General features: G+C 46.0%; 16 protein-coding genes. 12 read left to right on the plus strand and 4 right to left on the minus strand.

Annotated features, from left to right (window positions below; all coding sequences use genetic code 11):
* Together LS482_RS19755 and LS482_RS19760 are read left to right on the plus strand one after the other, a co-directional pair.
* Positions 1 to 1,932, plus strand: coding sequence for an OmpA family protein (locus LS482_RS19755; protein ID WP_233029260.1), 1,932 nt, complete (start codon positions 1 to 3; stop codon positions 1,930 to 1,932).
* An 88-nt stretch (positions 1,933 to 2,020) separates the two neighbouring features.
* Positions 2,021 to 2,740 carry a helix-turn-helix domain-containing protein gene (locus LS482_RS19760; RefSeq protein WP_233029261.1) on the plus strand — a complete coding sequence of 240 codons (720 nt, stop codon included), beginning with the start codon at positions 2,021 to 2,023 and terminating at the stop codon, positions 2,738 to 2,740.
* A gap of 282 nt (positions 2,741 to 3,022) precedes the next feature.
* Here LS482_RS19760 and LS482_RS21825 read toward each other — a convergent pair whose 3' ends face one another.
* Both LS482_RS21825 and LS482_RS19765 read right to left on the minus strand, forming a co-directional pair.
* Positions 3,023 to 3,232 carry a VOC family protein gene (locus LS482_RS21825; RefSeq protein ID WP_367890612.1) on the minus strand — a complete coding sequence of 70 codons (210 nt, stop codon included), beginning with the start codon at positions 3,230 to 3,232 and terminating at the stop codon, positions 3,023 to 3,025.
* Entirely contained in the window at positions 3,228 to 3,452 is a 225-nt protein-coding gene (locus tag LS482_RS19765; protein ID WP_233029262.1) for a VOC family protein, read from the minus strand. Before LS482_RS19765 ends, LS482_RS21825 begins: the two co-directional genes overlap by 5 nt.
* 269 nt (positions 3,453 to 3,721) lie before the next feature.
* Between LS482_RS19765 and LS482_RS19770 the strand changes: the two genes are divergently transcribed.
* From LS482_RS19770 to LS482_RS19785, 4 genes are all read left to right on the plus strand, one after another.
* Positions 3,722 to 4,261 carry an RNA polymerase sigma-70 factor gene (locus tag LS482_RS19770; RefSeq protein ID WP_233029263.1) on the plus strand — a complete coding sequence of 180 codons (540 nt, stop codon included), beginning with the start codon at positions 3,722 to 3,724 and terminating at the stop codon, positions 4,259 to 4,261.
* A 91-nt stretch (positions 4,262 to 4,352) separates the two neighbouring features.
* Entirely contained in the window at positions 4,353 to 5,318 is a 966-nt protein-coding gene (locus tag LS482_RS19775; RefSeq protein ID WP_233029264.1) for a FecR family protein, read from the plus strand.
* A 77-nt stretch (positions 5,319 to 5,395) separates the two neighbouring features.
* Complete coding sequence (locus tag LS482_RS19780; protein WP_233029265.1) at positions 5,396 to 8,440, plus strand: TonB-dependent receptor; 3,045 nt, start codon at positions 5,396 to 5,398, stop codon at positions 8,438 to 8,440.
* Between the two features lie 17 nt (positions 8,441 to 8,457).
* Positions 8,458 to 9,813, plus strand: coding sequence for a purple acid phosphatase family protein (locus LS482_RS19785; protein WP_233029266.1), 1,356 nt, complete (start codon positions 8,458 to 8,460; stop codon positions 9,811 to 9,813).
* A gap of 246 nt (positions 9,814 to 10,059) precedes the next feature.
* Here the strand turns inward: LS482_RS19785 and LS482_RS19790 are convergent, their stop codons facing one another.
* Positions 10,060 to 11,040, minus strand: coding sequence for an alpha/beta fold hydrolase (locus LS482_RS19790; RefSeq protein WP_233029267.1), 981 nt, complete (start codon positions 11,038 to 11,040; stop codon positions 10,060 to 10,062).
* Between the two features lie 55 nt (positions 11,041 to 11,095).
* Positions 11,096 to 11,983, minus strand: a complete 888-nt coding sequence (locus LS482_RS19795; RefSeq protein ID WP_233029269.1) for a helix-turn-helix domain-containing protein — start codon at positions 11,981 to 11,983, stop codon at positions 11,096 to 11,098.
* Positions 11,984 to 12,398: 415 nt separating this feature from the next.
* Between LS482_RS19795 and LS482_RS19800 the strand changes: the two genes are divergently transcribed.
* The 6 genes from LS482_RS19800 (at position 12,399) to LS482_RS19825 (ending at position 25,927) form a co-directional block, all read left to right on the plus strand.
* A complete protein-coding gene (locus tag LS482_RS19800) occupies positions 12,399 to 15,269 on the plus strand; it encodes a DUF8487 domain-containing protein (protein WP_233029271.1) in 2,871 nt (956 codons plus the stop codon).
* Positions 15,270 to 15,289: 20 nt separating this feature from the next.
* A complete protein-coding gene (locus tag LS482_RS19805) occupies positions 15,290 to 18,391 on the plus strand; it encodes a SusC/RagA family TonB-linked outer membrane protein (RefSeq protein WP_233029273.1) in 3,102 nt (1,033 codons plus the stop codon).
* 24 nt (positions 18,392 to 18,415) lie between these two features.
* Positions 18,416 to 19,936: a RagB/SusD family nutrient uptake outer membrane protein gene (locus LS482_RS19810; protein WP_233029275.1), complete on the plus strand. Its 1,521-nt coding sequence runs from the start codon at positions 18,416 to 18,418 to the stop codon at positions 19,934 to 19,936.
* Positions 19,937 to 20,347: 411 nt separating this feature from the next.
* The gene (locus LS482_RS19815; RefSeq protein ID WP_233029277.1) at positions 20,348 to 21,769 is read left to right on the plus strand and encodes a sugar porter family MFS transporter; all 1,422 of its coding nucleotides are present in this window, start codon (positions 20,348 to 20,350) and stop codon (positions 21,767 to 21,769) included.
* The gene (locus LS482_RS19820) at positions 21,753 to 25,100 is read left to right on the plus strand and encodes a DUF5107 domain-containing protein (protein ID WP_233029278.1); all 3,348 of its coding nucleotides are present in this window, start codon (positions 21,753 to 21,755) and stop codon (positions 25,098 to 25,100) included. Before LS482_RS19815 ends, LS482_RS19820 begins: the two co-directional genes overlap by 17 nt.
* 245 nt (positions 25,101 to 25,345) lie before the next feature.
* Positions 25,346 to 25,927: a Crp/Fnr family transcriptional regulator gene (locus tag LS482_RS19825; protein ID WP_233029280.1), complete on the plus strand. Its 582-nt coding sequence runs from the start codon at positions 25,346 to 25,348 to the stop codon at positions 25,925 to 25,927.
* Positions 25,928 to 26,134 lie beyond the last annotated feature (207 nt).

The raw sequence follows: 26,134 nt of genomic DNA on the forward strand, positions 1-26,134 counted from the left end.
ATGAAAAGATATGTATGCTTAACGATATTATTGGTTCTTACCGGAAATTTCATTTTCGGCCAGGAAGGAAAAAAAAAGCGGGGAGATAAAAACTATACTAAATTTGCTTACATCAAAGCGAGTGAATTATACCAAAAACTGGTAGAAAAGGGCTATGAATCCCGGGACCTGTATGGAAAACTTGCCGATACTTATTATTTCAACGCCCGCTACAGGGAAGCATTGCCTCATTATGAGAAAATGTTGGCTTATGCCGGCGAAGTAAGACCGGTATATTATTACCGGTATGCTCAATGCCTGAAATCGGAAGGGAAATATACGGAAGCCGAGGAGGCCCTGGAAGAGTTTTACACCCTTATCGGCCAGCCCGGAGGCCCCGAAGAATCATTGTCCGATCATATCGCGGAGATCGAAAGTTTTTCCGGGAGATATGACATAGCCGACGCGGGAATAAATACCGAATATGCCGATTTCGGGGCAGCTTTTGCAGGAGACAGCACGGTGATATTTGCAACGGCAAGGGACACCGGCATATTTGTAAGACGCACCCACGTGTGGAACAAACGCCCTTTTTTAAAACTGTATTCCGCCACTATAAACGATGAGGGAAACCTGGAAGCGCCCGTAAAGGTGGAGGGGAAAGTAAACAAAAAGTACCATCAAAGTACCCCGGCCGTGACCAGAGACGGCAGAACCATGTACTTTACGCGGAATAATTTTCTGAAAGGAAAGTACAGAAAAGCACAGAACGGTACCAACCACCTGAAAATATACCGGGCGACATACCGGGACGGAAAGTGGGAGAATATAGAAGACCTGAGTATTAACAATGATGAATATTCCACGGCACACCCTGCCCTGAGCCCTGACGGGAAACAGCTTTATTTTGTTTCAGACAGGCACGGAACAAGGGGGAATTCCGACCTGTTTGTAGCAGATATCAGGGCTGACGGTAGTTTTGGTCCGGTTCAAAACCTGGGCGATGAAATAAATACAGCGGGCAGGGAAACCTTTCCCTTTGTAAGCAGCTCCGGGGAACTGTATTTTGCTTCCGACGGGCATCCCGGCCTCGGGGGACTGGATATATTTACAGTCCGCAAAGACGCTTTGGGCGGTAATCAGGTTGTTAATGTAGGAAAGCCTGTCAATTCTGCCGCTGATGATTTTGCCTATATCATTAACGAGGAGAACAAGAGCGGGTTCTTTTCTTCCAATCGTGGCCAGGATAGCGGTTTCGACAATATATACGCCCTTTTGGAAAAGGAACCGATCGCTCTTGCTGCAGAACTTTGCGGGCATGTGAGGGACAGTCTTACCAAGGAACCATTGCCCGGGACACAGCTCACCTTATACGATGAGAATGGCCGGGAACTAAAAACGCTTCAAACCGATAGCTCAGGCGATTTTTGCCTGGAAGTAGCCCTCCGTAAAAATTATAACCTCCGGGCTGAAAAAGCGGAATACCAAATCCACGAGGAGTTTATTACCGGCCTGAAGAACGGGGAAAAGCGGGAATTATTAATTGAACTGAACAGGGAAGATATCGTAGTAACCACCGGGGATGACCTGACCGAAAAACTGGGATTAAAACCCATTTATTTTGACTTTGACGGCTACAGGATACGGGAAGTATCGAAAATAGAGTTGGGTAAAGTTATTGAAGTCATGCAGCAATATCCCGGGATCTCCATTGATGTACGGTCACATACCGACAGCAGGGGAAGCGATTCCTATAACCTGCAATTATCCGAAAGAAGGGCCAAAGCTACAGTAGATTATATAGTGAATACGGGAGAAATATCGCGTAACAGGATAAACGGGAAAGGTTATGGAGAAACACAACTGGTAAATGAATGCAGTAATGATGTACCGTGTACGGCCGAACAGCATCAATTGAACAGGAGAAGTGAATTTGTTATCATAAAGATGTAGGGAGTTCACAGCCCGGAAAACAGCGCGCCTTTAATTCCCGGGAGGCCTCTGCATAGATTTTATAGAAAACGCTAAAACTGTACCTACTATGGAAAGTATATATGAAATAATGGTAGAACCGGACTATATTAATGATACCGGTAGTCCGGATGAGGGATTTTATAGGAAAAGGAAGGGGCTTGAGGTTGAGGAAATCTTAAAGAATTTAAAAAAATACCTGGGGATCAAAACGAATGTGGAACTTTCGGAAATCCTTGATGTCCGACCCAATACCATATCTACGTGGAAAAAAAGGAACAGCATGGACTATAGTCGGTTGATAGCTATTGGAAAATCGCATAAACTGGACCTTAATCGCTTGTTTTCAAATAAAGTAAAGAAGGAGACATTCAATGAAAATGTCATTGTAGTACCCCGGGAGTTTCAATACCAGTACGTAACCAGCTTCGGTGAAAAAGAATTTCTGGATGGTATGCCCAGGTACAGATTTCCTTTTGCTACCGGAAAAGGAAAAATAAGAATATTCCAGGTAGATAATATCACTTCATTTTCTTCTTTTAAAGGAAATTTTTTTGCCGTCGGAGAGCTGATCAATGGTATCGGGAATATAACGGAAGACACGGTTTATATCGTTGTAAACAAAGTAAGTGGAATTTCCGTAGGCAAGATCGAACAATACGATAACGACCCGGATGCTTTGTATATCGTAAACAATCAAAATAAAATAATGAGAAATAAAATCAGGATATCTGCGGGGGATGTTGTGGAAATATGGGAGGTGAATAATATTGTTTTCGGGAAGTTATGATATCCGGAAGACTGATGAAATTCATGATCCGTCAGGCAGGATCGTGAGATATCCGTGAAAGAAGAAGCGGGGGATTAAAGATACTTGAGTAGATAGGCTAATAAAAAAAATATTATGTGGAAACCTATAATACGCAATAAAACCATTGCCCTTTAATTTCGGCCCGGGAGGTGCAAATAGCGATTAATCAAATAATACCACTAGAATTTACACGGCCGGAGCATCGCGGTCTGCCAGGCCATCGGCATTGCTTATTCTGTCCGATATGCGCTATCAATGTCCTTACATGTAAAATACATTGAATTTATGACCATCCGGGTCGGTAAAAACAAAACCATAATATCCATTTCCAAATTCTTCTGCGGGGGAAATGATCGTTCCGCCTGCTTTTATAACTTCATCCTCCCAATTGTTAACTTCCTCTTTGCTGTCAGCCGAAAGCGTGAATACAATTTCATTTCCATGTTTCAGGTCGGCTATTTCCCCTTTAATGTTCGATTTTAGTCAGATTTAAAAACCTATGGACTTCAAGACCATAGTGGTTTAGTACTTCCTTCAAAAAGAAATGAATTACAAAATCATTTTTGCCGACAAAAAAACTTGTTAATTCTTCAGATGCTCCATTGGATTTAAATCCTAATTCAGTGTAGAATTTAGTGGTCCGTTCCAAATCCTTCACAGTTAAATTTGCCCATATCTCTTTGTTTTTCATAATAGTTATGTTTTACAGTTTCTGATGTTTCATTTTTTTAATTGCTCTTTTTGCCTGCTTTGGCAATACCCGTGATTTCCAAAATTCCGACACTGTGTTCAAAGGTCATCCAACCGGGTATTGCCCCGGACAGGGTTTTTCTTCATCGGAAAGTGTTAAAGGAACGGTGCCGTTCCCTTCCTGTGGACGTCCCTTTACAATAATTTAATTTGCACATAACCATCCTGTTGATCAAAACGTATAGTTTTAACATTTCAAAGAAAAACCCAATGCAGGATGAAACCCTTTACAAACAACTTCAGGACGACAGGGAAGAAGCACTGGGTATTCTTTTTGACAAATACTTTCCCGGTCTGTGTTTCTATTCACAGCGTATTACCGGATCGAAAGAACTTGCCGAAGAAATAGTAGCCGATGTATTTATCAGGATCTGGGAAAACCGGAAAAAGACAAGTATAGGGAATGTCAGGAGTTATCTTTACACCGGTGTTAAAAACAGATCACTTCAAATCGTTGAGAAGGAAAAAACACATCGCTCTGCTAAGCGGGAACAGAACGATTTGTACTTACAGACCACCGATCATGAGTCCCGTACCATTTCGCGGGAATCCCTGGAACAGGTGATGGCCGTTATTCAGAAAATGCCGGAACAACGCCGGACCGTGTTTCTTTTAAACCGTATTAACGGGTTAAAGTACAAGGAAATAGCTGCAAGTCTTGATATTTCCATACACACTGTTCAGAATCACATGGTCAATGCGGTACGTTTTCTGCACGAAAACCTGTCCAGGAATTATTCCTCCAAATAAACTTTACTTAACCTTTTCTTAAACAATGTGAATAGCAGGTTCCGGCCCCAAACAGGTCTTTATCAGTAAAAGACCTAAATTCCCGTATGCTATGCAGGACAAATTCTGGGAGCTGACCACTAAATATTTTTCCAATGAAGCCAATGAAAAAGATATTCACCTGCTTTCCGAATTGCTTCAGAAAAATGAAGAATATCAAAAGATTTTTGACGAACTGGCCTTGCAGTGGAACATGGCCGGAAATATAGCTTATGCCTCCTTTGATAAGGAAAGGGCAAGTTTAAAGATGAATGCCGCGGTTTCTTCGGGGAGAAAACGGAATAAAAAACAGAGAAAGCTGTGGTGGAGTGCAGCGGCAGTCCTTTTGTGTTTACTGGGGCTTGTGCCGGTCATCCTGCTCAGGTCTTCCCGGTGGACTACATTTACCACAACAGACAATCAACACCTCAAGGTTTTGCTTCCCGACAGCTCATCCGTATGGCTCAACAGTAATGCTACGCTTGCCTATGATTTCAGTAAAGAGAATATACGCTGCGTCCGGTTGGAAGGAGAAGCCTATTTTGAGGTCACAAAAGATGCCCTGCGGCCGTTTGTTATAGAAAGTACCCACCTGACGACTACGGTACTGGGCACCTCCTTTAATATAAATGCCGGAAGTACGGAAGAGCAGGTGAGCGTAATAGAAGGGAAAGTAGCAGTAAAAAACCATAGGGGAGACCACGTGTTACTTCAGTCAGGCGACCAGGCAGGCTACCTGCAGGCTTCCGGAGGGCTGCGGAAGGTGAAAGTACACAATATTCACAATACCATTGCGTGGAAGGATGAAATATTTGATTTCAACAACATTCCCGTGGGCGATGCCCTGAATTACCTGGCAGAAGCCTATAACGTCTCTTTTGAGTATACGGACGAAAACATTAAACAATGTACCATAACCGCTTCCTTTGAGAAACAATCGCTAAAGACCATCCTTAATATTATCTGTCTTTCCATACACTGTAAATATCGTGTGTTGCCCGGTGAAAGGAAGGTTGTAATATCGGGGGAAGGATGTTAAAAAAAACCGGAAAATACTGGAACTATTTTCCGGCCAAAACCAATAAATGATTTTATCAACTAAATGCAATTTCAAAAATGAGAAAATTAATTCTTACAAAAAAGAAAATTCCTGTCATTTTTTTATGGCTGGCAGGGTGTTTTACGTTCCTTTATGGCGGACCGTTACGTGCCTTTAATGCCGATCCCGATCTTCTTCGGGAACGGGTTTCGCTAACGGTAAATAACCAAAGCCTGAAATATTTTTTGAAGAACATAGAACAACAACTGGAAATTAAGTTCGTATACAGTGAAAGCAGGATAGACCTCAGTAAGAGGGTATCCGGAAAATTTGATCGCGAACCGCTGGGGAATGTCCTCCGCAACAGTTTACCCGAATCCGTCGGATATGCGGTAAGCGGCCGTAGTATCATCCTGAAACCCAAAAAGGCCGGGAAGGAAAATCCGGTAGGTAAAGGGATAATCATGGGGAATATCAGAGGAAAAGACAGCGGCGAAGCGCTTCCTTACGCCACTATTATCGTCCGGGGGACCTCGAAGGGGACCGTAGCCGACGAGAGCGGTAATTTCAGGCTCCGTGACCTGAACGAAGGCACGGCTGTTCTGGAAGTAACTTATGTGGGGTATGAAAAACAGGAAAGCGAAGTGCATATAAGGAACGGAGAGACCATCAGGGCGGATTTTGTGCTCACTCCGCTGTTCGACCAGTTGGAAGGGGTCACCGTAACCGGTATCCGCCGCGGCGAAGTAAAGGCCCTTTCGCAAATGAAAGCCGCAGAAAACATAAAATATGTGATGTCGCAGGAACAGATGGAGCGTTTCCCGGATATGACACTGAGTGAGTCCCTGCAAAGGGTTCCCGGAGTGGCTGTCGGATATAGCTACGGACTTGCCAGGGACATTATTATCAGGGGGCTCGGTCAGGGCCTGAGTTCCATTACCATAAACGGTACGAGGTTACCTTCCACGAGTGCCGGGTACCGGGATACCGACCTTAATGGCGTATTGTCTGATGTGGTGGAAGCTGTAGAGGTAGTAAAGACCTTAACCCCGGATATGGATGCCGACGGAACCGGGGGAACCGTAAATATCATTACCAAAAGCCCGCCCCTGAACTCCAGGACACTGGATGCAAAAGCCTCCGCAGGATACAACAATCTGGTGGACAAGGCCAATTACGAAATGGGGGCCACTTACGGACAGCGGTTAAAAAAAACCGGGTTTGTGGTTGGTGCTAATTACCTGAGGACCAGTCGGGGTGAAGACCGTGTGGAAAAGGGCTATGACGAATATGAACTCGATGGCAGGGAACAGCTTTTACTGGAAGAGTACGATCTCACCGGTTATATGATCAAAAGAGACAATGTAGGAGTAAACGCGGAATTCGATTACTATCCCGATGACCATTCCAGGTATTACATAAGGGGATCTTACAATAAGTACTATGAAAAACAAAACAGGCTGCGCAGGATCACCGGTATAGGAGAATATATTTCCACTACCCGGATCAGTGATGTCCGGGTTACCCAGTTCGGGAACTGGAGGGATTATCACCGTGACCTCACCATCATTTCCATTGGGGGGAAGACGTCTTTTTCTTCCTGGAATCTGGACTTTGACCTGACGTACAGTGGCGGCAATTACGATCAGCCCATTTATTACAGGGCAAATTTCGAAAGGAGCGGCATGTCGGGTGAACTGGATCTCAGTAATCCCAGGGTTCCGAAGATAGATTACGTGGAAGAAGCCCCTTACGACCCCACTCAATATACCACCAACAGGTACATCAACCGTCACGATTCCTCAAAAGATCACGACGGACAGTTGACTTTTAACATTTCAAAACCTTATACCATAGGGGACATATCGGGAGAATTTAAATTTGGCGGGCGGTTCCGGTATAAATACAATGACCGTTCCAGAAATTATTTTCTCCACGACCTCAGGGAAGGAGAGTTCGTTCTTGCCGACTATCTTTCCGGTTATAGAAAAGATGATCATTTCGACAATAATTACGTACTTGACAATTTCCCGGATGCCGAGGCACTGGAAGATTTTTACGAAAATAACAAAGGCCTTTTTAAAGATAATGAAAATTATACACGACAGAATACCGATCCCGATTCCTTTTTCGGAAATGAGTATCTCGGGGCGGGATATGTCATGACCAAACTGAATTTCAGTAACTTTGAAGTCGTAGGCGGTGTTCGTTACGAACAGACCGGGTTTCACTATAAAGGAAACCAGGTGAATTTTGACGAAGATGGTAATTACCTGAATACCTTTCGTGTGGATTCTGAAAAGACTTTTGACGGCTTTTTCCCATCCCTGAACATAAAATACACGCTCAGGGAAAATACCAATTTCCGGTTTGCAGTAACAAGGTCGCTTTCCAGGCCCAGTTATTACGATCTGGTCCCCTGGGAAGAGGTCCTGAACAGCCGGGAAGAAATAAATATGGGAAACCCCGATCTCATACAGGCGACCTCGATGAACTACGACCTGCTTTTTGAACACTATTTTCAATCGGTGGGGTTGATATCCGGTGGTGTTTTTTACAAAAAGATCGGGAATTACATCTACGAATCCAATTACATCCGGGAAGGCGGTACATACGACGGCTGGGAGGTGGAACAGGTAGTAAACGGTGCCAGTGCCACCGTAAAGGGACTGGAATTGTCATGGCAACAGCAACTTACTTTTCTCCCCGGATTTCTCAACGGCCTGGGAATCTATGCCAATTATACTTATGTGGATTCGGAAATGGAAGTTCCGGGCATTGAACAGGTGAGGACCGTTAAACTCCCTGAAATGCGCCCGCATGTAGGAAATGTTTCGCTTTCTTATGAAAAATATGGTTTTTCCGGGAGAGTATCCATGTATTTTTACGATACCTACATTACCGAACTCGGAAACAATGCCGACCGGGACGAACTGGAAAGGGCCCGGAAACAGATAGACATATCGGCATCGCAAAAACTGAACGACAGGTGGAGTATTTTCGTTAACCTCAGTAATATTACCAATGCCCCGATCTCTTTCAGGTTCGGGGACGGACGTCGTCTGGACGACATGTATTATTCTTCCTGGGGGAACCTGGGAGTACGGTTTAATCTCAATTAAAATAAAAACTATAGATCATGTATAAAATTCAACTATTATCCGTTTTTCTGGCCGGCTTTTTCTGTATAGCGGTAAACGGGCAGGAGTTTTTGCCCGGCCCTTTTCCCGACCGTGTCGTATTGACGTGGAGCGATGATCCGCGAACTTCGCAGACCGTAAACTGGAGGACCGACGGACAGACCCGCATCTCCTACCTGGAAGTGGCCGAAGCCGATGCTTCCCCGGATTTTCCCTCAAAGGCGAAACGCATACAAGCGGAAACGTCATTTCTTGAAGTTGACGGCGTCAGGGCCAATTACCACACCGTAGAGATTGATTCCCTGTCGCCCGGGACTTTGTACGCTTACCGTGTAGGGCAGGGGGAGTCGTGGAGCGAATGGTACCATTTCAGTACGGCCCCGGAAGAAGATCAACCGTTTTCTTTTATCTATTTCGGGGATGCACAGAACAATTTGAAATCCATGTGGTCCAGGGTTGTCCGGCAGGCCTACAGTGCAATGCCCCGGGCCCGTTTTATGTTGCACGCCGGAGACCTGATCAACAGGACACATAACGACAGGGAATGGGGAGAGTGGCATCATGCCGGGAGTTTTATCCATGCCATGATTCCAAGTGTTCCGTCACCCGGGAACCATGAATACGACCGGGATGAAGAGGGAAATTTACAACTGGATGTCCACTGGAAAAAGACGTTTCACATGCCGTCCAATGGCCCCGAAGGCCTGGAGAGTTCCGTTTATTACCTGGATTATGGCAATTGCAGGATTATTTCTTTGAATTCACAGGAAATTATACTGGATGAGGTTTCCAGGGAAAAACAGGCGAAATGGCTGGACAGGGTGTTGTCCGGGAATAAGAAGACATGGACGGTTATCACCTTTCACCATCCCCTATTTTCTTCCAAGGAAGGCAGGGACAATCCCGAATTCCGGAAGACATTCAAACCCATTTTTGACAAGTATAAAGTAGACCTTGTTTTACAGGGGCACGATCATACTTACGGAAGGGGGCGTAACCTTCCCGTAGGTGTCACCAATACGGATGCCGGGTCGGGAACCATGTATGTGGTTTCCGTAAGCGGGCCCAAAATGTATAACCTTACCACCGACCGCTGGATGGACAGGGCCGCAAGCAATACGCAGCTTTACCAGATCATATCGATTGCCGGGGATACACTTTCTTTCGAGGCTTATACGGCTACAGGACAGCTATATGATGCTTTTGACATTGTTAAGGGCAATGGTAAAAAGGAATGGAAGGAACGAGTACCACAGGATACCCGGGAAAGGACGGCTTTACCCAAACACTATTTAAAAAAGCTTTCAAAAAAGGAGATCGAGGAATATCACAAGGTGTATCCCGAACGGCATTAATGCTATTTTACAGTTAACAATAAGGAAATTATGTCCGGGCCTGAATATATCGATACAGATTATTCAGGCCCGGACACTTCATCTTTTAATTACACATCGCCTGTCTTTCCTATGCCCTTGAAAAAATAACCGATATCTTTATAGAACCGACAATGACTTTTATCAATACCCCGGATAACAGAATCGGAGTTTGGAGGTCTCCTGTTTTCTTAGGTTGTAAGTTGCCGGTAATGTATGTCCCCTGATCTACAATGTCGATAAAAACTCCTTCAAAACTTCTACGGTACGTTTGAGCTCGTCGTGGTGCAGGTTATGACCGGCTCCGTCGATGTGTACGAGTTTGCCTTTCTGTATCACCGTGGCCGCTTTCTCGTTGGCCTTGCGCTGTTCCGGCGATGCGTCGGCTTTGAGCACAAGCGCGGGTACCGGAATTTTTGCCAGCGCATCTCCGGTCCTCATGGTGCCCGACATGGCCTGCCACGTTTTATCTGTATAGGCACCGTGATATTGTTTTTTCGAGAGTGCCCAATACCGGCAGTCCACTGCATCCCATTTGGGGCTGTTGCGGTGGCAGGTCGCCACCAGGTCGTCGAAGCTATAGTTGTTCTGTGCTACCAGCGTTTCCGGAGGTCCGGACATACTTACGGAAAGCCGGTCCGGCGCCTGGGTTTCGGGTTGCGGAGCTTTGGGCGGCGCATCATTTCCGGTGCTACGTGCTCTACCGCTTTCCCCGGCGGGAAAGCGGTAGAGCATGGGGTCCAGCATAATAATAGCCTTCGCCAGATCCGGATATTCCGCACCTACGCGCATTACCGTAGCAGCGCCCATGGAATGCCCCATCAGGATAGGCTTTTCGAACTTCATCACGCGCACGAACTCCACCACGTCTTTTACCAGCGTATTGCCGTCATCGGAGGTAGTGAACGGGTCAGACAGGCCGTGCCCCCGGGCATCAAGCATATATATGTCGTACGAATCCTGTAGTTTCCAGGTAAGCGTGGTCCAGCTGAGCCCGATATCCGTAACTCCGTGAACCATCACGATAACGGGTTTATCAGGTGCGGGAACAGCATGATAGTAGTGGATGCGAATCCCATTTGCATACACATAGCCGTCCGACCATCCGTCAGGGATTTCCGGGGTATCGCCGGCGTTTGCAATAGCAGGTAACAGGATCAACAGTCCCAGCATCTGCAAGTAGAAATAGATTTTTTTGGCTTTTTTCATAGTAATGACTCCTTTCTGATTTTTTAATTTAACAGTATAACATTGCTCACTTGAATTATTGCTTATAGTCCTTTTTGTATTTTGAGGGGGAAAGGCCCAAGACCCGTTTGAACATCCTGGAAAAATAAAAGGGATCGGTAAATCCCAGGGCATTGGCAATTTCCTTTACATTCATATTGGTAAAGTACAGGTACTGACAGGATTTCTGGATTTTCAGGTGGATAAAATATTTGATCGGAGATGTTCCGGTTGCCGTTTTAAACAATTCCGAATAGCGGGATACCGATAGAAATTGCTGGGAAGCCAGGTCTTTGATGGAAAGCGATTTGTCGAGATGTTTTTTCATGTACGTTATCGATTGATTCACCGGGTTTTTCCGTTCTGTCGGATCATTGGTCCGGGATTGATAAATAAAGGAACTTATATAGTGCAAAAGATATATGTTGGAAAGCTCCAGAGAGGCGTCATCAAAACTGTTTTCCAGAAGTTTGATCATTTTCAGGAACAATTCCGTTCGCTGCTCGTCGTAAGGGATTTTGATGGTTCTGTCCGGGTTGTACTTCAACAACCTTTCGTATATGGAATCCGCATTGTTTCCGATAAAGTGAACCCAGTAAATGCTCCATGGATCGGACAGGGAACTTTTATAATGATGTGGAATACCAGCGGGAATAATAAAAAACTGGTTAGGCTGAAGTTCCAATTCTTCGTTCCCGATAAAAATAACTCCCTTTCCTTCCACACAGTATAACAGGATATATTCGTCACACCCTTTTTTCCTTTCGCGGTCGTGATAATTGGCAAAAGGGTAGTACCCGATAGCGGTTATATACAGGGAATTTATAATCGGGTTCACTTCAATTTTCTTCCTTACATCAGGCGGCAAGACGATCATCCGTTGACCTACAAAACCTTCTTTGATCTTCAGGGATTCATTGTCCATGATTAAGCGTACTTGACAGTTGGATTTATATACACAAGTTTAGTACATGACAAAAATTGTTTTAACCGGGTTTCTCGGAAAATCGGTTTTACCCCGGCCATTTCGACTGGGCTCAATGCATTGCCTGGAGGGAGCCTGATTTTCCTCTCCCGATATTTATCGGGAGAGGAAAATCCATCAAAATTAAATTTTTGTCATGTACTAAAATGCACAAGCTACAATGAATTTGTTATTTACTAAAATAAAGCTGTTGATTTTGACATAAGTTAAAACATGAAAGCTAAAAAATAATAAAATCGTAAAATAATCCATCCTATTGCTATGAATATCCATGTTGACGAGAAGAGAATGCCGTTAATTTTGTGGGCTAAGCAGTTGAGGAAATACTGTAATTAACCCATCCAAAAACAAACTTATGATAACACCTGACCGACAAAAAAAGACCAATGATATCAGGAATTTACTGCTGATATGGTGCTTTTCAGTATTGTTTTCTTCCTGTAACACCGGGCATTCGGACGCATCGTCAGCACTGGATTTATCCGGAAAATGGACATTCCGGATAGATTCCACGGATGTGGGGACCGGCCAACAGTGGTTTAAGCAGGAATTCGAAGATATTGTAACCCTTCCGGGCTCCATGACCACCAACGGAAAAGGGAATGATATAGGGCTTTCCACGCCCTGGACGGGATCTTTTCTGGATTCCTCCTATTTTAAAGCCCCTTCTTATAAAAAATACAGACAGGCCGGAAACATCAAGGTACCTTTTTGGTTACAACCCGAAAAATATTACAAAGGGGTGGCGTGGTACCAGAAGCAGATTGAGATCCCTTCCGACTGGAAAGGAAAATCCCTGGAGTTTAAAATAGAACGGGGCCATTGGGAGACCACGGTATGGCTGGACGATCAGCTCCTGGGAACAGAAAACAGCCTGGGGACACCGCAGGTATTTGAACTCCCGGAAAATTTGGCCCCGGGAACATATACGCTATCTGTTAAAGTGGATAACAGGGTTAAGGATATTGATGTAGGCATCAATTCCCACAGCATTTCCGATCATACACAGTCCAACTGGAATGGTATGGTAGGGGAGCTCTCCATAACAGCAAAACCGCTGGTTCATATCGAGAAGATGGCCCTGTACCCGGATATAGAGAAGAAGGAGGTGAATGTAAAACTTGTCATTGCCAATGGATCGGGCGGAGCGCAAACTGTTAAGGCGCTGTTTAAAGTTACCGGCGAAGAAGAAAACCTGCCGGAAAAGGAGGCAGAAATAAAACTGGAAAAGGGAGAGAACAGCTTTGATCTGAATTATGACATGGGCGATTCCCCGGTTTTATGGGATGAGTTCACTCCTAACCTGTACGAGATGTCCGTTCAATTACAGGGTACCGATTTTGAAGACGCCAGGAAAGCGCAATTCGGGATGCGAAAATTCGCAACCAATGGCTCTCAGCTTACCATAAACAACAGGCTTACATTTATGAGAGGTACCCTGGAATGTGCCATATTCCCAAAAACGGGTTATCCGCCTACGGATAAGGAGGAATGGAAGCGGATCATAAACGTGTGCAAGTCCTTTGGGCTTAATCATATGCGCTTTCACTCCTGGTGTCCTCCCGAAGCAGCGTTTGATGCAGCCGATGAACTCGGATTCTACTTCCAGGTAGAATGCAGCTCATGGGCAAATTTTTCGACTGCCATCGGCGACGGCTCTCCCCTGGACACCTATATCATGGAGGAAAGCGAGCGTATAATAGAGGCCTACGGAAATCATCCGTCGTTTTGTTTTATGGCCTATGGCAATGAGCCCGGAGGAGAACACCACAAGGAGTACCTGAGAAATTTTGTAGAATACTGGAAAACAAAGGACCCCCGTCGACTATATACGACAGCCGCAGGATGGCCTGTGATCGATCAAAATGATTTTAACAGCACTTCAGATCCGCGTATTCAGGGATGGGGTCAGGGACTGAACAGTATTATCAATAAAGAAGCGCCCAGCACAGATTATGACTGGAGCGCCATCACATCGCAATGGGAACAACCGACCATTAGTCATGAAATAGGGCAGTGGTGTGTGTATCCCAATTTTGAGGAAATGTCAAAATATACCGGTGTACTCAAACCTAAGAATTTCGAAATATTCAAGGACAGGTTGTATGAAAACGGTTTGGATGGGATGGAAAAGGACTTTTTAATGGCTTCCGGAAAATTGCAGGCGCTCTGTTATAAGGCCGATATAGAAGCAGCACTCCGAACCCCGGGATTCGGCGGTTTTCAGCTACTCGATCTGCACGATTTTCCCGGGCAGGGCACCGCACTTGTGGGTGTGCTGGACCCGTTCTGGGAAGAAAAAGGATATATCACTGCCGAAGAATATAGCAGGTTTTGTAATGCTACAGTTCCTTTGGTCCGGTTGTCCCGGCGTGTTTTTGTCAATAACGAGTCCTTTGATGCCGAAGTGGAGATCGCACATTTCGGAGAAGAGACTTTGAAAGCCGTTGTGCCGGAGTGGAAAATAAAACATTCCAACGGGGAGACCTTTGCCCGGGGCAATTTACCCGAAACGGACATACCGCTTGGCAACGGGATCTCCCTGGGAGAGATACATCATTCCTTGTCCGGTATTCAGGAACCCGAAATGCTTACCCTCGAAGTGTCTGTCAACGATTTTGTAAACTCATGGCCCGTATGGGTGTATCCTGAAAAACAGGATATACCGGGAGAGAATAAAGTCCGCATTGCCCGGCAACTGGGTGCAAAAGAGAAAAAATATCTCGAAGGCGGGGGTACATTGCTTCTCAGTCTCCCGAAAGGAAGCCTGAAAGATGAAGCCGGTGGTGATATTGCCATCGGGTTTTCCAGTATATTCTGGAATACGGCCTGGACCAACGGGCAGGCTCCGCATACCCTGGGCATCCTTTGCGACCCGGAACACCCGGCGTTCGCCTATTTCCCTACGCAAAATCACAGCAATTGGCAATGGTGGGATGCCATGAGCCATTCGAATGCTATCCGGCTGGACCATTTAAGCGACGGTATTAAACCCGTTCTGAGAGTGATTGACGACTGGTTCACTTCCGAATCACTCGGATTGCTCGTAGAAGGTAAGGTAGGCAAGGGAAAACTGCTTATTTCCGGTATAGACCTTCTGAAAGATCAACAGCACAGGCCGGAAGCCAGGCAGTTGTTGTACAGCCTGGAACGCTATATGAACAGTAATGCGTTTAACCCCGAAACGCAGCTAACCTTTGATAAGGTCAAATCAATACTAAAATAAAACCAACTAAATTAAATACTATGGAAAAAGCATGTTTTCCATGCAACATCAGGATGCTGGCATATTATCTGGTTTTGACCGGGTTTGTGCTAAATTCAATACAGTTGCACGCAACAGTGAATACAGAGAATTCACAGCAAATAATCACGGGAACAGTAACCTCGGCAACAGATGGTGCCCCACTACCCGGGGTGAATATCATCGTGCAGGGAACGGCACAGGGAGTGGTTACTGATTTCGACGGGAATTATGAGATTACGGATGTTCCTCCGGATGCCGTATTGGAATTCTCCTATATCGGGTTTAAAACACAAACGATCGAAGTAGACGGAAGGAGCACTATAGATGTCTCGTTGAGTGAGGACCTGGAACAACTGGAAGAAGTGGTTGTGGTCGGTTACGGGACCCAGACGAGAGAGAAGGTTACCGGGGCCGTGTCATCGGTCAAGTCGGAAGACATTGTTACCCAGGGTTCCAATACGGTAGAGAAAGCGCTACAGGGAAGAGTGCCCGGGGTGCAGGTGGAGTCGGCCGGTGGAGATCCGGGTTCCGGAGTGCGAATCCTGATCCGGGGTACGGGTTCTTTGGGAAACAACAATCCCCTGTATATCGTGGATGGCGTACAGGTAGACAATATCAATAACCTGAATCCGACGGATATTGCGTCCATGGACATATTAAAAGATGCTTCGGCGGCTGCCATTTACGGGTCGAGGGCTGCAAACGGAGTGGTGATCATCACTACCAAATCCGGGAGAAAGGGCGAGAACAGGATCGATTTCAGCACGTACTACGGCTTTCAAACGATCGTGGATAAACTTGATGTCCTCAACGCTTCGGAATGGGCCGGTGTGAGTAATGCGGCCCATGACAATGCCGGATTGGACAGGCTGGACATAGCGTCGGATCCGGGATCTTTGGGAAAAGGCACGGACTGGCAGGATGAAATATACAGGACAGCCCCGGTAAAAAATTACAACCTCTCTGCCAGCGGCGGCGGCGAACATTATACCTATAGTGTTTCCGCGGGATACATGGAACAGGACGGCATTGTAAAAGAGACCGGTTACAACCGGTGGAACCTCCGTTTTAAATCGACCCTGACCAAAGGGAGGTTCAAATTCGGGGAATCGGTGATACTGTCGAAGGAATATTGGAGAAACATGGCCGGCGGATGGGGAGGCCAGGGAGGAAACCCTGTGGGGTCCGCCCCCAAAATGATCCCTGTTTTCGATGTGTATAATCCGGATGCCATAGGAGGATATGCAGGAGCTTACGGACCCGTGGTAAACGTCGCCAATCCCGTGGCCCAGCTGAATCTTGAAGTTCCCGAGGTACATTCCAAAGAAGCTATAGTGAATGCCTTTGCAGAGGTTTCCATACTGGACGGGCTGAAATACAAGCTCAACCTCGGATACACGAGTACCAACGGATACGATTATACGTATACCTATCCGTATGAGGTAGGTACCCTGTTTACGAACCTGGATTCCGACCTCTACGAATCGCGATATGAAACGGAGTATATTTTAACGGAAAATACACTGACCTACGATAAGACTTTCGGAAAACACAGCATAAACGCACTGATAGGATATACCTTTCAGAACACCAAGTACAGAAGCCTTACGGGGTCCAAGAGCGGAATGCCCCCCGGCGTGGAAGTACTGGATGCAGGTACGGTAAATACGGCTGCGGGAAGCAATGCCTGGGAGAACAGCCTGGTTTCTTATTTGGGCCGGTTGACCTATTCGTTCGATGATCGTTATGTGCTTACGGGAATACTGAGAAGGGACGGGTCTTCACGTTTCGGAAAAGACCACCGGTTCGGGAATTTCCCCTCGCTGGCCCTGGCCTGGAACCTGTCGAACGAGCCTTTTTTTACAAAACTCAAGGAAACGTTTAACACGGCCAAAGTCCGTGTGAGTTACGGAGTTCTGGGGAACCAGGAGTTTGATGACTACCGTTTTAGTCCCGCGATCAACCTGAACACGAACTATGTGGTAGGACAAGGTCAGGCACTATGGCCCGGTGCCATCCAGGCAGCCTTCGCAACCCCGGATATCAAGTGGGAAACCTCGAAAACATTTAATATAGGAACAGATCTGAGTTTTCTGGACCGTCGCCTGGAATTTATCTTTGATTACTTCGTCAAAGAGAATTCTGATGTATTGCTCCAGGTGCCGATACCATTATCTACAGGAGCCAGCGGAAACAGTCCCTATATCAACGCGGGTCAGATCACGAACAAGGGCTTCGAGGCATCACTGAGCTTCAGGAGCAATTCGGAAGGAGATTTTTCGTATCAGATCACAGGAACGCTGGCTTCGGTAGACAACGAGGTGGATTTTCTGGGGACGGGCTCCCAGCAGATCTTCGGTGGACAACCCACACATCACGGCGCCTCGGCCACGGTAACGCAGGCCGGGCTTCCCGTGGGAGCATTTTACCTGATAAAAACAGACGGGATCTTCAATTCGGAGGAAGAAGTCAACAGCTATACACGCGACGGGGCATTGATCCAGCCCAATGCCAGGCCCGGGGATATCCGTTTTGTAGATCACAACAACGACGGTCAGATCGATGAAGACGACCGGCAGTATCTGGGAAGTCCGAATCCTGATTTCTCTTATGGCCTGGGGGCCAACTTTAACTGGAAGAATTTCGATATGAACTTGTTTTTCCAGGGCACCCGGGGAAATAAGATCTACAACGGATTACGGCAGGACCTCGAAGGGATGAACCTGGAATTCAATTACATGAAATCGACACGGAATGCCTGGACACCGGAGAATCAGGATACGGATATGCCGCGAGCGGTGATCAATGACCCGAACCAGAATTCGAGGACTTCCGATCGTTTTCTGGAAGACGGTTCTTATTTCCGGTTCAAAACCCTGCAATTCGGTTACACGTTCCCGGAAAACGCATTGAAAGTAGCCGGGATCGAAAGATGCCGTCTTTACATAAGTCTGGATAACATCTTTACTATAACGGATTACAAGGGCTATAACCCCGATCTGGGAAGAGCAGGGTCCGTTCTGGACAGGGGGGTGGATTTCGGCCATGTGGCCTATCCGCTGTCAAGGACCTTTTTAACAGGAATAGAGCTTTCGTTTTAAATAAAGACTTAAAAAAACAGCATTATGAAGACTTATATTTTAATACTGATCGTTCTTTTATCGGTTACCTGTGGTTGTAACGACGAACTGGATCAGATCAATCCGAATGTGATCACCCAGGAAAATTTCTGGGAGACGGAAGATGATGTACTGTCAGGCCTGGCAGCAACCTATAAAGTATTAAGGGATGTGAATAACGGCTACTGGGGGGTAAGAGGCGTGGAACTCACCAACGGCCGGGGCGACGATTTTTTCATTCGCAACGACGTAAAGGCATTGTATGAACTTTCAACCTTTACCAATACAACTTCAACAGGAACACCGGGTAATATTTTTACCGGGTGCTATACGGGGATATTCAGGGCAAACCAGATTCTGGACAACATAGAAGGTGTGGAAGGGATCTCCCGGGAACAGAAGGATGCCTATATTGCCGAAGCAAAGTTTCTCCGGGCACTGAATTACTTTCACCTGGTGATCAATTTTGAATCGGTCCCCATTTTTACCACGGTGCCCCAGACCCGGGAAGACTATTTCGTAGCGAATTCTCCCGAATCGGAAGTATGGGCACAGGTGGAAACCGATTTTACGGATGCGATAGCAGGTCTCCCGGTTACTTATTCTGATGAATGGGTAGGAAGAGCCACAAAAGGAGCCGCAACCGGGTATCTGGGAAAAGCGTATCTGTACCAGGAGAAGTGGGGCGAAGCGGTTAGTAAGTTTGCAGAGCTGGCGACCCCTGCCGGGATATCGGAAGCGCCTTACAATTACGATTTGCTTGCCGATTTTGAAGATAATTTCGTGGCAGAACATGACAACAATGTGGAATCCTTATTCGAAATACAGAATCACAATGTGGGAGGCTCCAATCCCTGGGCGGGCGAGAATGCCGATGAATCTCAGGGGGTAACCACAGCCCAGGAATTTGCCCCTGCGGAAGTAGGAGGATGGTTCGAAGCGTTCCCCACGGAAAAGATCTTTAATGAATTTCAAAAGGAAAAAACCGTAAATGCGGATTTTGACCCCAGGATGTATGCCACTCTTGTCTGGGATTATCCCGGGGCCATGTATTACAATATGCCGTTCTCCGAATTTGAACTCCAGTTCGGGTACAGTTCCATGCTCCGGAAGTATCAAAACTGGCAGGACGATAATGAAGGAATATGGATCTCGGAGATTAACGAGAAAGCCCTTCGTTTTGCAGACATCCTGCTGATGTACGCGGAGGCCCTGACCATGCAGGGAAATCCGGGCGAAGCGACACCCCTGGTCAACCGGATCAGGAACAGGGCCAACCTGTCCGATATATCCGGTTTGGGACAGGAAGCAATGATGGCCGAGATCCGCCATCAACGGATGATCGAGTTCTTTCGTGAGGGCTTCCGTTTTTACGACCTGAAACGATGGGGACTGATCCGGGAGGAAATAGAGAACAGCGATAAAGTGGGGAAGGAGTTTTTAACCCTGCCCAGGCATGAATATTTCCCCATTCCACAGGGAGAGATCAATACCAATCCCGAGATCGGGCAAAATCCGGATTGGTAATTATCCCCCTCAGATTTATTTATCGTATTTTCCTAACATGAATAACAACTGTGCCGGAATTTGATATAAGATAATCCATCGTTTTAAGAGGATATTCTATGTATAGAGAATTCCGGACAGTTTAAATTAGCAGTTAGTATATGACAAAAATTTATCAGGTAAGATGTAAGACTGCAGGACATACATAAGACATAGGACTTTAAATGTAGATAAACCAGTTGCCGGCTTGAAAAGCAGTTATAAAAACCGGTAACCGGCAACCGGAATCAGTCCTGAAGTCATAGATCAAAACAATAGCATATTTGAATTTTTGTCATGTACTGATAAGATTAGCAGGTATAAAAGTAGTATACCGGGGATACTGTTATGGAGTTTTTCAACGGGGACCCCGTCAATTTTACGCTTAATTAAATGACTATAAGCAATCAAAATTTCAACCTGAAGTATGTATACGCCCTCGCGCTTACCTCTGCAATGGGCGGCCTCCTTTTCGGATATGACTGGGTGGTGATAGGCGGGGCAAAGCCTTTTTATGAATTGTTCTTTGGTATCAAGGGATCAGCCGCTTTACAGGGATGGGCGGTCAGCAGTGCATTGGTAGGGTGTATATTCGGGGCCATGATTTCGGGGGTGGTTTCAGATACCATAGGCCGTAAAGGGCCGTTGGTGGTGTCGGCATTGCTCTTCCTCGTTTCCGCATTTGGTTCGGGCTATGCAGATGGCTTTACTGTATTTATCATATACCGCCTTATCGGGGGACTGGGAATAGGCCTGGCCTCTACCTTGTCACCCATGTATATTGCCGAAATCGCACCTTCCGCAAGGCGGGGAAGGCTTGTTTCCATCAATCAGCTCACCATTGTTATAGGGATATTGCTCGCACAAATCGTAAATTACCTGATTGCCGAAGCTGTTCCTGCGGATTTCGAAGCTGCCGACATCCTTTCTTCCTGGAACGGACAACAGGGCTGGAGATGGATGTTCTGGGCAGAGATGATCCCTGCCGCGGTTTTTCTGTTTACCATGCTGCTTGTTCCGGAAAGTCCCCGGTTTATGGCCAAACATTATCAGTATCAGAAAGCCGTACACATCTTAACGCGGATCGGCGGCGCGGATTATGCAAGGGAACAACTGGACAACATGAAGAAAACACTTGCCAAAGAAAAAAACAACCGGAGGGTTACTCTTTCCGAGCTAAAGAACCCCAAACTTTTAACCATCCTGACCATAGGCGTGGTCCTGGCTTTTTTTCAGCAGTGGTGCGGAATCAATGTGATCTTTAACTATGCCGATGAGATCTTTACCGCCGCGGGTTACAATGTGGGAGATATGCTGTTCAATATTGTCATAACAGGCAGTGTAAACCTCGTATTTACATTGGTGGCCATGAATACCGTTGACAGATGGGGACGCCGGAGGTTAATGCTGTTCGGGGCATCAGGACTTACCCTGGTATATGCCATGCTCGGCAGTGCGTATTATTTCGGATTTTCCGGGTGGCCCGTGCTGCTTTTGGTGGTAGTGGCCATAGCCATTTATGCCATGTCGCTCGCACCGATCACCTGGGTGATCCTTTCGGAGATCTTCCCGAATCGTTTAAGGGGACTGGCCATGTCCATAGCTACTTTTTCACTATGGCTGGCTTCGTTCACGCTTACTTTTTCATTCCCGGTCCTGAATAAAGGGCTGGGGTCTTATGGTACCTTCTGGCTGTACAGCCTCATATGTCTGGGAGGATATGTTTTTATCAGGAAGAAGCTTCCCGAAACCAAAGAAAAAAGCCTCGAAGAAATAGAGATCGAATTAACCGGAAAAAATGAGAACAGCAAATAAAGTAAAAGCCTGGAAAGAGAAAGTCAGCATTCCTACTTATGAAACGGGACCCCCTGAAAAATATCCTTTTTTCCTGGAAAAAAGAGTGTACCAGGGGAGTAGCGGGGTTGTTTATCCGAATCCCGTGGTAGAACAGATTTCCGACCACCCTGTGGAGAAAGAATGGAATGCCGTTTACCTGGAAAACCAATACCTGAAGATCATGGTGTTGCCGGAGCTGGGCGGGAGAATTCAAATGGCTTTTGATAAAATAAGGCAACGGCACTTTGTGTATTACAACCATGTTATAAAACCTGCCCTCGTCGGATTGACGGGGCCGTGGATCTCCGGGGGAATAGAATTTAACTGGCCGCAACACCACCGCCCCAGTACCTATGAACCCGTTGACTCTTGTATTGAGGAAAACGGAGATGGCAGTGCCACGGTCTGGGTGAGTGAGACCGAACGCATGTCCAGGACGAAGGGAATGGCCGGATTTACCCTGTATCCGGATAAGGCTTACCTGGAAATAAAAGGCCGGGTTTACAATCGCACACCGCACCCCCAGACCTTTCTTTGGTGGGCCAATCCGGCCGTAGCGGTCAACGATCATTATCAATCGGTGTTCCCTCCGGACGTCCATGCCGTATTTGATCACGGTAAGCGCGACGTTTCCGAATTTCCGATAGCCAGGGGAAAATACTATAAAGTGGATTATGCTCCCGGAACCGATATCTCCCGGTATAAAAATATTCCCGTTCCCACGTCCTATATGGCCATTACATCCGAATACGATTTTGTAGGGGGCTACGAAAATGACACCGAAGCAGGACTTTTGCATATTGCAGATCACCATATTTCACCCGGTAAAAAGCAGTGGACCTGGGGTAATGGCGATTTCGGGCATGCCTGGGACAGGAACCTCACGGAGACAGACGGCCCCTATATAGAGCTCATGTGCGGGGTCTATACCGACAATCAACCCGATTTCTCCTGGTTGCATCCCTATGAGGAAAAAAGCTTCCGCCAGTATTTTATGCCTTATCACAGTGTGGGAATCGTTAAAAACGCGTCAAAGAATGCCCTGGTGAATATGGAAAAGGAAGGCGATAAAATGATTTTGAAAATATACGTAACAGCCGTTTACCCCGGCAGTGAAATAGTACTCTTGGCCAAAAAGAAAACGCTTTACAGGGAGCGGACAGCTTTGAAACCGGAAAAAGGATACGAGGCCATGATAAACCTTCGGGGGTACAAATTTCAAGAACTTGAATTCTGTCTTAGGGACGGTCATGGTAATACACTCCTTACGTGGGTCCCCGAACCTGAAGAAAAGGCTGCGGTCCCCGAGGCGGCCAAAGCTGCAAAGGCTCCCGGTGCTATTGTATCTACAGAACAATTATATCTGACCGGATTACATCTTGAACAATACCGCCACGCCACTTATAATCCGGTGGATTATTATAAGGAAGCACTGTCCAGGGAACCCGGAGATGTGAGAAACAATAATGCGATGGGACTTTGGTATCTCAGGAGGGGGCGTTTCAGAAAGGCGTTGAAATTCTTTGAGACGGCCATTGCAACACTCACAGACAGAAATCCGAACCCTTACGACGGGGAGGCTATTTTTAACAAGGGGATGTGCCTGAAATTTTTAGGGGACCTGGATAAATCTTACGATGCCTTTTTCAAATCCTGCTGGAATGCGGCATGGCAGGATGCGGGGTACTTCAATCTCGCGCAGATCGATTGTTGCCGGAACCGGGAAGAAAAGGCGCTGGAACTGGTACGAAAAGCTCTTATCAGGAACTGGCACAATCACAAAGCCCGGCACCTTAAAGCCATTATATGGAGAAGACTCGGCCAATCGCAGGCCGTGGAACAGCTAATCCGTGAATCCCTGAAAATAGACCGGTTCAATTTCGGGATACTTTTTGAAAAGTATCTTCTGGGCCTTGCGGAAGAGGACCTGGAATATTTCAGGTTGATGATGCGGGACTACGTTCACAATTATCTGGAGCTGGCTATCGACTATGCCGAGGCCGGGGAATATCTTTCTGCAATCAGAATACTTGAATTGTATTCCGAAGGAAAAAAGGAGTTTTATCCTATGGTAGCCTACTTTATGGGGTATTTCTACGCGAAAACAGGGCAGGGGGACAAGTCTGACACCTATTACAAGATCGCAGCAGAAATGCCTGTGGATTATTGCTTTCCGAACCGTTTGGAGGAGGTGATTGTGCTCAAAACCGCTATAGAGGCCAATCCGGAAGACAGTCATGCACATTACTACCTGGGAAATTTCTGGTATGCTTCGCGACAATACGATCACGCCAGGGAAACCTGGGAAAAGGCGGTCCGGTTAAATCCGGACAATGCCGTATGTCACCGTAATCTGGCCCTTTTATACTATAATAAGGCCGATGAGAAAGACCTTGCACAAACACACCTGGAAGAAGCCTTTTCCCTGGATAAAAAAAATGCGAGAATACTGATGGAGCTGGACCAGCTTTATAAAAAGAGAAACATTCCCGTTAAAACGCGGTTGCAATGGTTTGAACAGCACAGGGAGCTCTGCAATTCAAGAGACGATACCTACCTGGAACTTGCCACTTTGCACAATCTTCTCGATGATAGCGAGCGGGCGTTAGATCTTATCGAATCGAGAAAATTCCATCCGTGGGAAGGAGGGGAGGGGAAGGTACCGTTTCAATACGTAACGGCCAAAACGGAAATAGCAAAAAAGTGTATTATCCGTGAAGATTATCAGGAAGCCATCGCACATTTGAAGGCAGCAAAAATATACCCGGAAAACCTGGGCGAGGGTAAATTGTTCGGAACCCAGGAAAATGATATTGATTACTGGCTCGGAATTGCCTGTGAAAAGCTGGGGAATACATCCGGGGCGGCAGAATATTTTAAAAAAGCCGCTGTTGGTTTAAGTGATCCGAGCCCCGCAACATTCTATAATGACCAGCAACCCGATAAAATATTTTACCAGGGACTGGCTCTGCTTAAACTGGGGAAGGAAAGGGAAGCCCGGGAGCGATTTGAAAAGTTGATTGCCTACGGGAAAGAACATATGAACGATAATGTAAAAATAGATTACTTTGCGGTATCCCTACCCGACCTGTTGATATTTGAGGAAGATCTCGACCAGGTAAACCGGGTGCACTGTCATTATCTTAAAAGCCTCGGAAATATGGGACTGCAACAGTGGGATACTGCAAAAAGGCACCTGGAACATGTGCTGGAGATGAATAATTCTCACATGGGGGGCGTAATACATTTGAACCTGTTAAAAAAGCAATGGTTTTTGGAGGAACTCTTCGTTGAAAAACCTTTAATGTGAAGCGCTTGTACAACCGTACCCTTAAAATTTAAAAACATCGTTACCTCTTACGCGGCATAATACAGACCGTATTGCCAACACGCCCCAAAACACCTGTACAAGACGTATGAAATAATGAATATCTGAACGAGGCCTTAAAATGTTTTTTTTGTGTTATCTATTGATATTTTGTAACCTTCTTGTTAAAAATAAGGGGGATTGTGTATATTTGAGTGTTGGGTGTAATATGGACACAACCCCCCGAAATGACAACACTTTTAAAGCATAACATAAGCAAAAACATATCGCTATCGGAAACCGAAATGGAGGATTTTTGCGGGCTTTTTCAACCCAGGAAAATTAAGAAAAAAACTTTCTTATTACGTGAGGGCGAAGTGTGCCGGTTTGAGGGTTTTGTTACCAAAGGACTTTTCAGGGTGTATCATATCGACACGAATGGCTTTGTACAAATCCTCTATTTTGCCGTTGAAAATTGGTGGGTTACTGACATTGACAGCTTTACGAATGAAAAACCATCGCAACTTTTTATCGAAGCATTGGAAGACAGCGAAGTGCTTTTAATTACTAAAAAAGACAAAGAATTTGCCTATGAAAACCTGCCGAAAATCGAGAAACTGTTTCGGGTAATGACCCAAAAAACACATGTTGCACTGCAGCGCAGGATGATAGACAATCTGAGCAAAACCGCCGACCAGCGTTATATCGATTTCATCGAAAAATATCCGCAACTCTTTCAACGATTGACCAACCTGCAAATAGCAGCCTATTTGGGGATCAGCCACGAATTTTTGAGTAAAATAAGAAAGAAGATCTCCGGAAAGAAATAAGGCAAATTTCGGATCAGGATCAAAGGTTGTGTTTTTTTTCACTTGTTGTAAATTTCCCGTTTTGGTTTTGCCACGAATACACGAATGTTTTTTGGGTTGAATATTGTATGTGAGGCTGATATATCGTAAACCCGGGATGGTTTCCGGTTTCCCTTTATTTACAAAAAAACAAACCACGTTGTACTGAAAGGTACAGCGATTTTGGCA

Source organism: Sinomicrobium kalidii (assembly GCF_021183825.1).
Lineage (GTDB): Bacteria > Bacteroidota > Bacteroidia > Flavobacteriales > Flavobacteriaceae > Sinomicrobium > Sinomicrobium kalidii.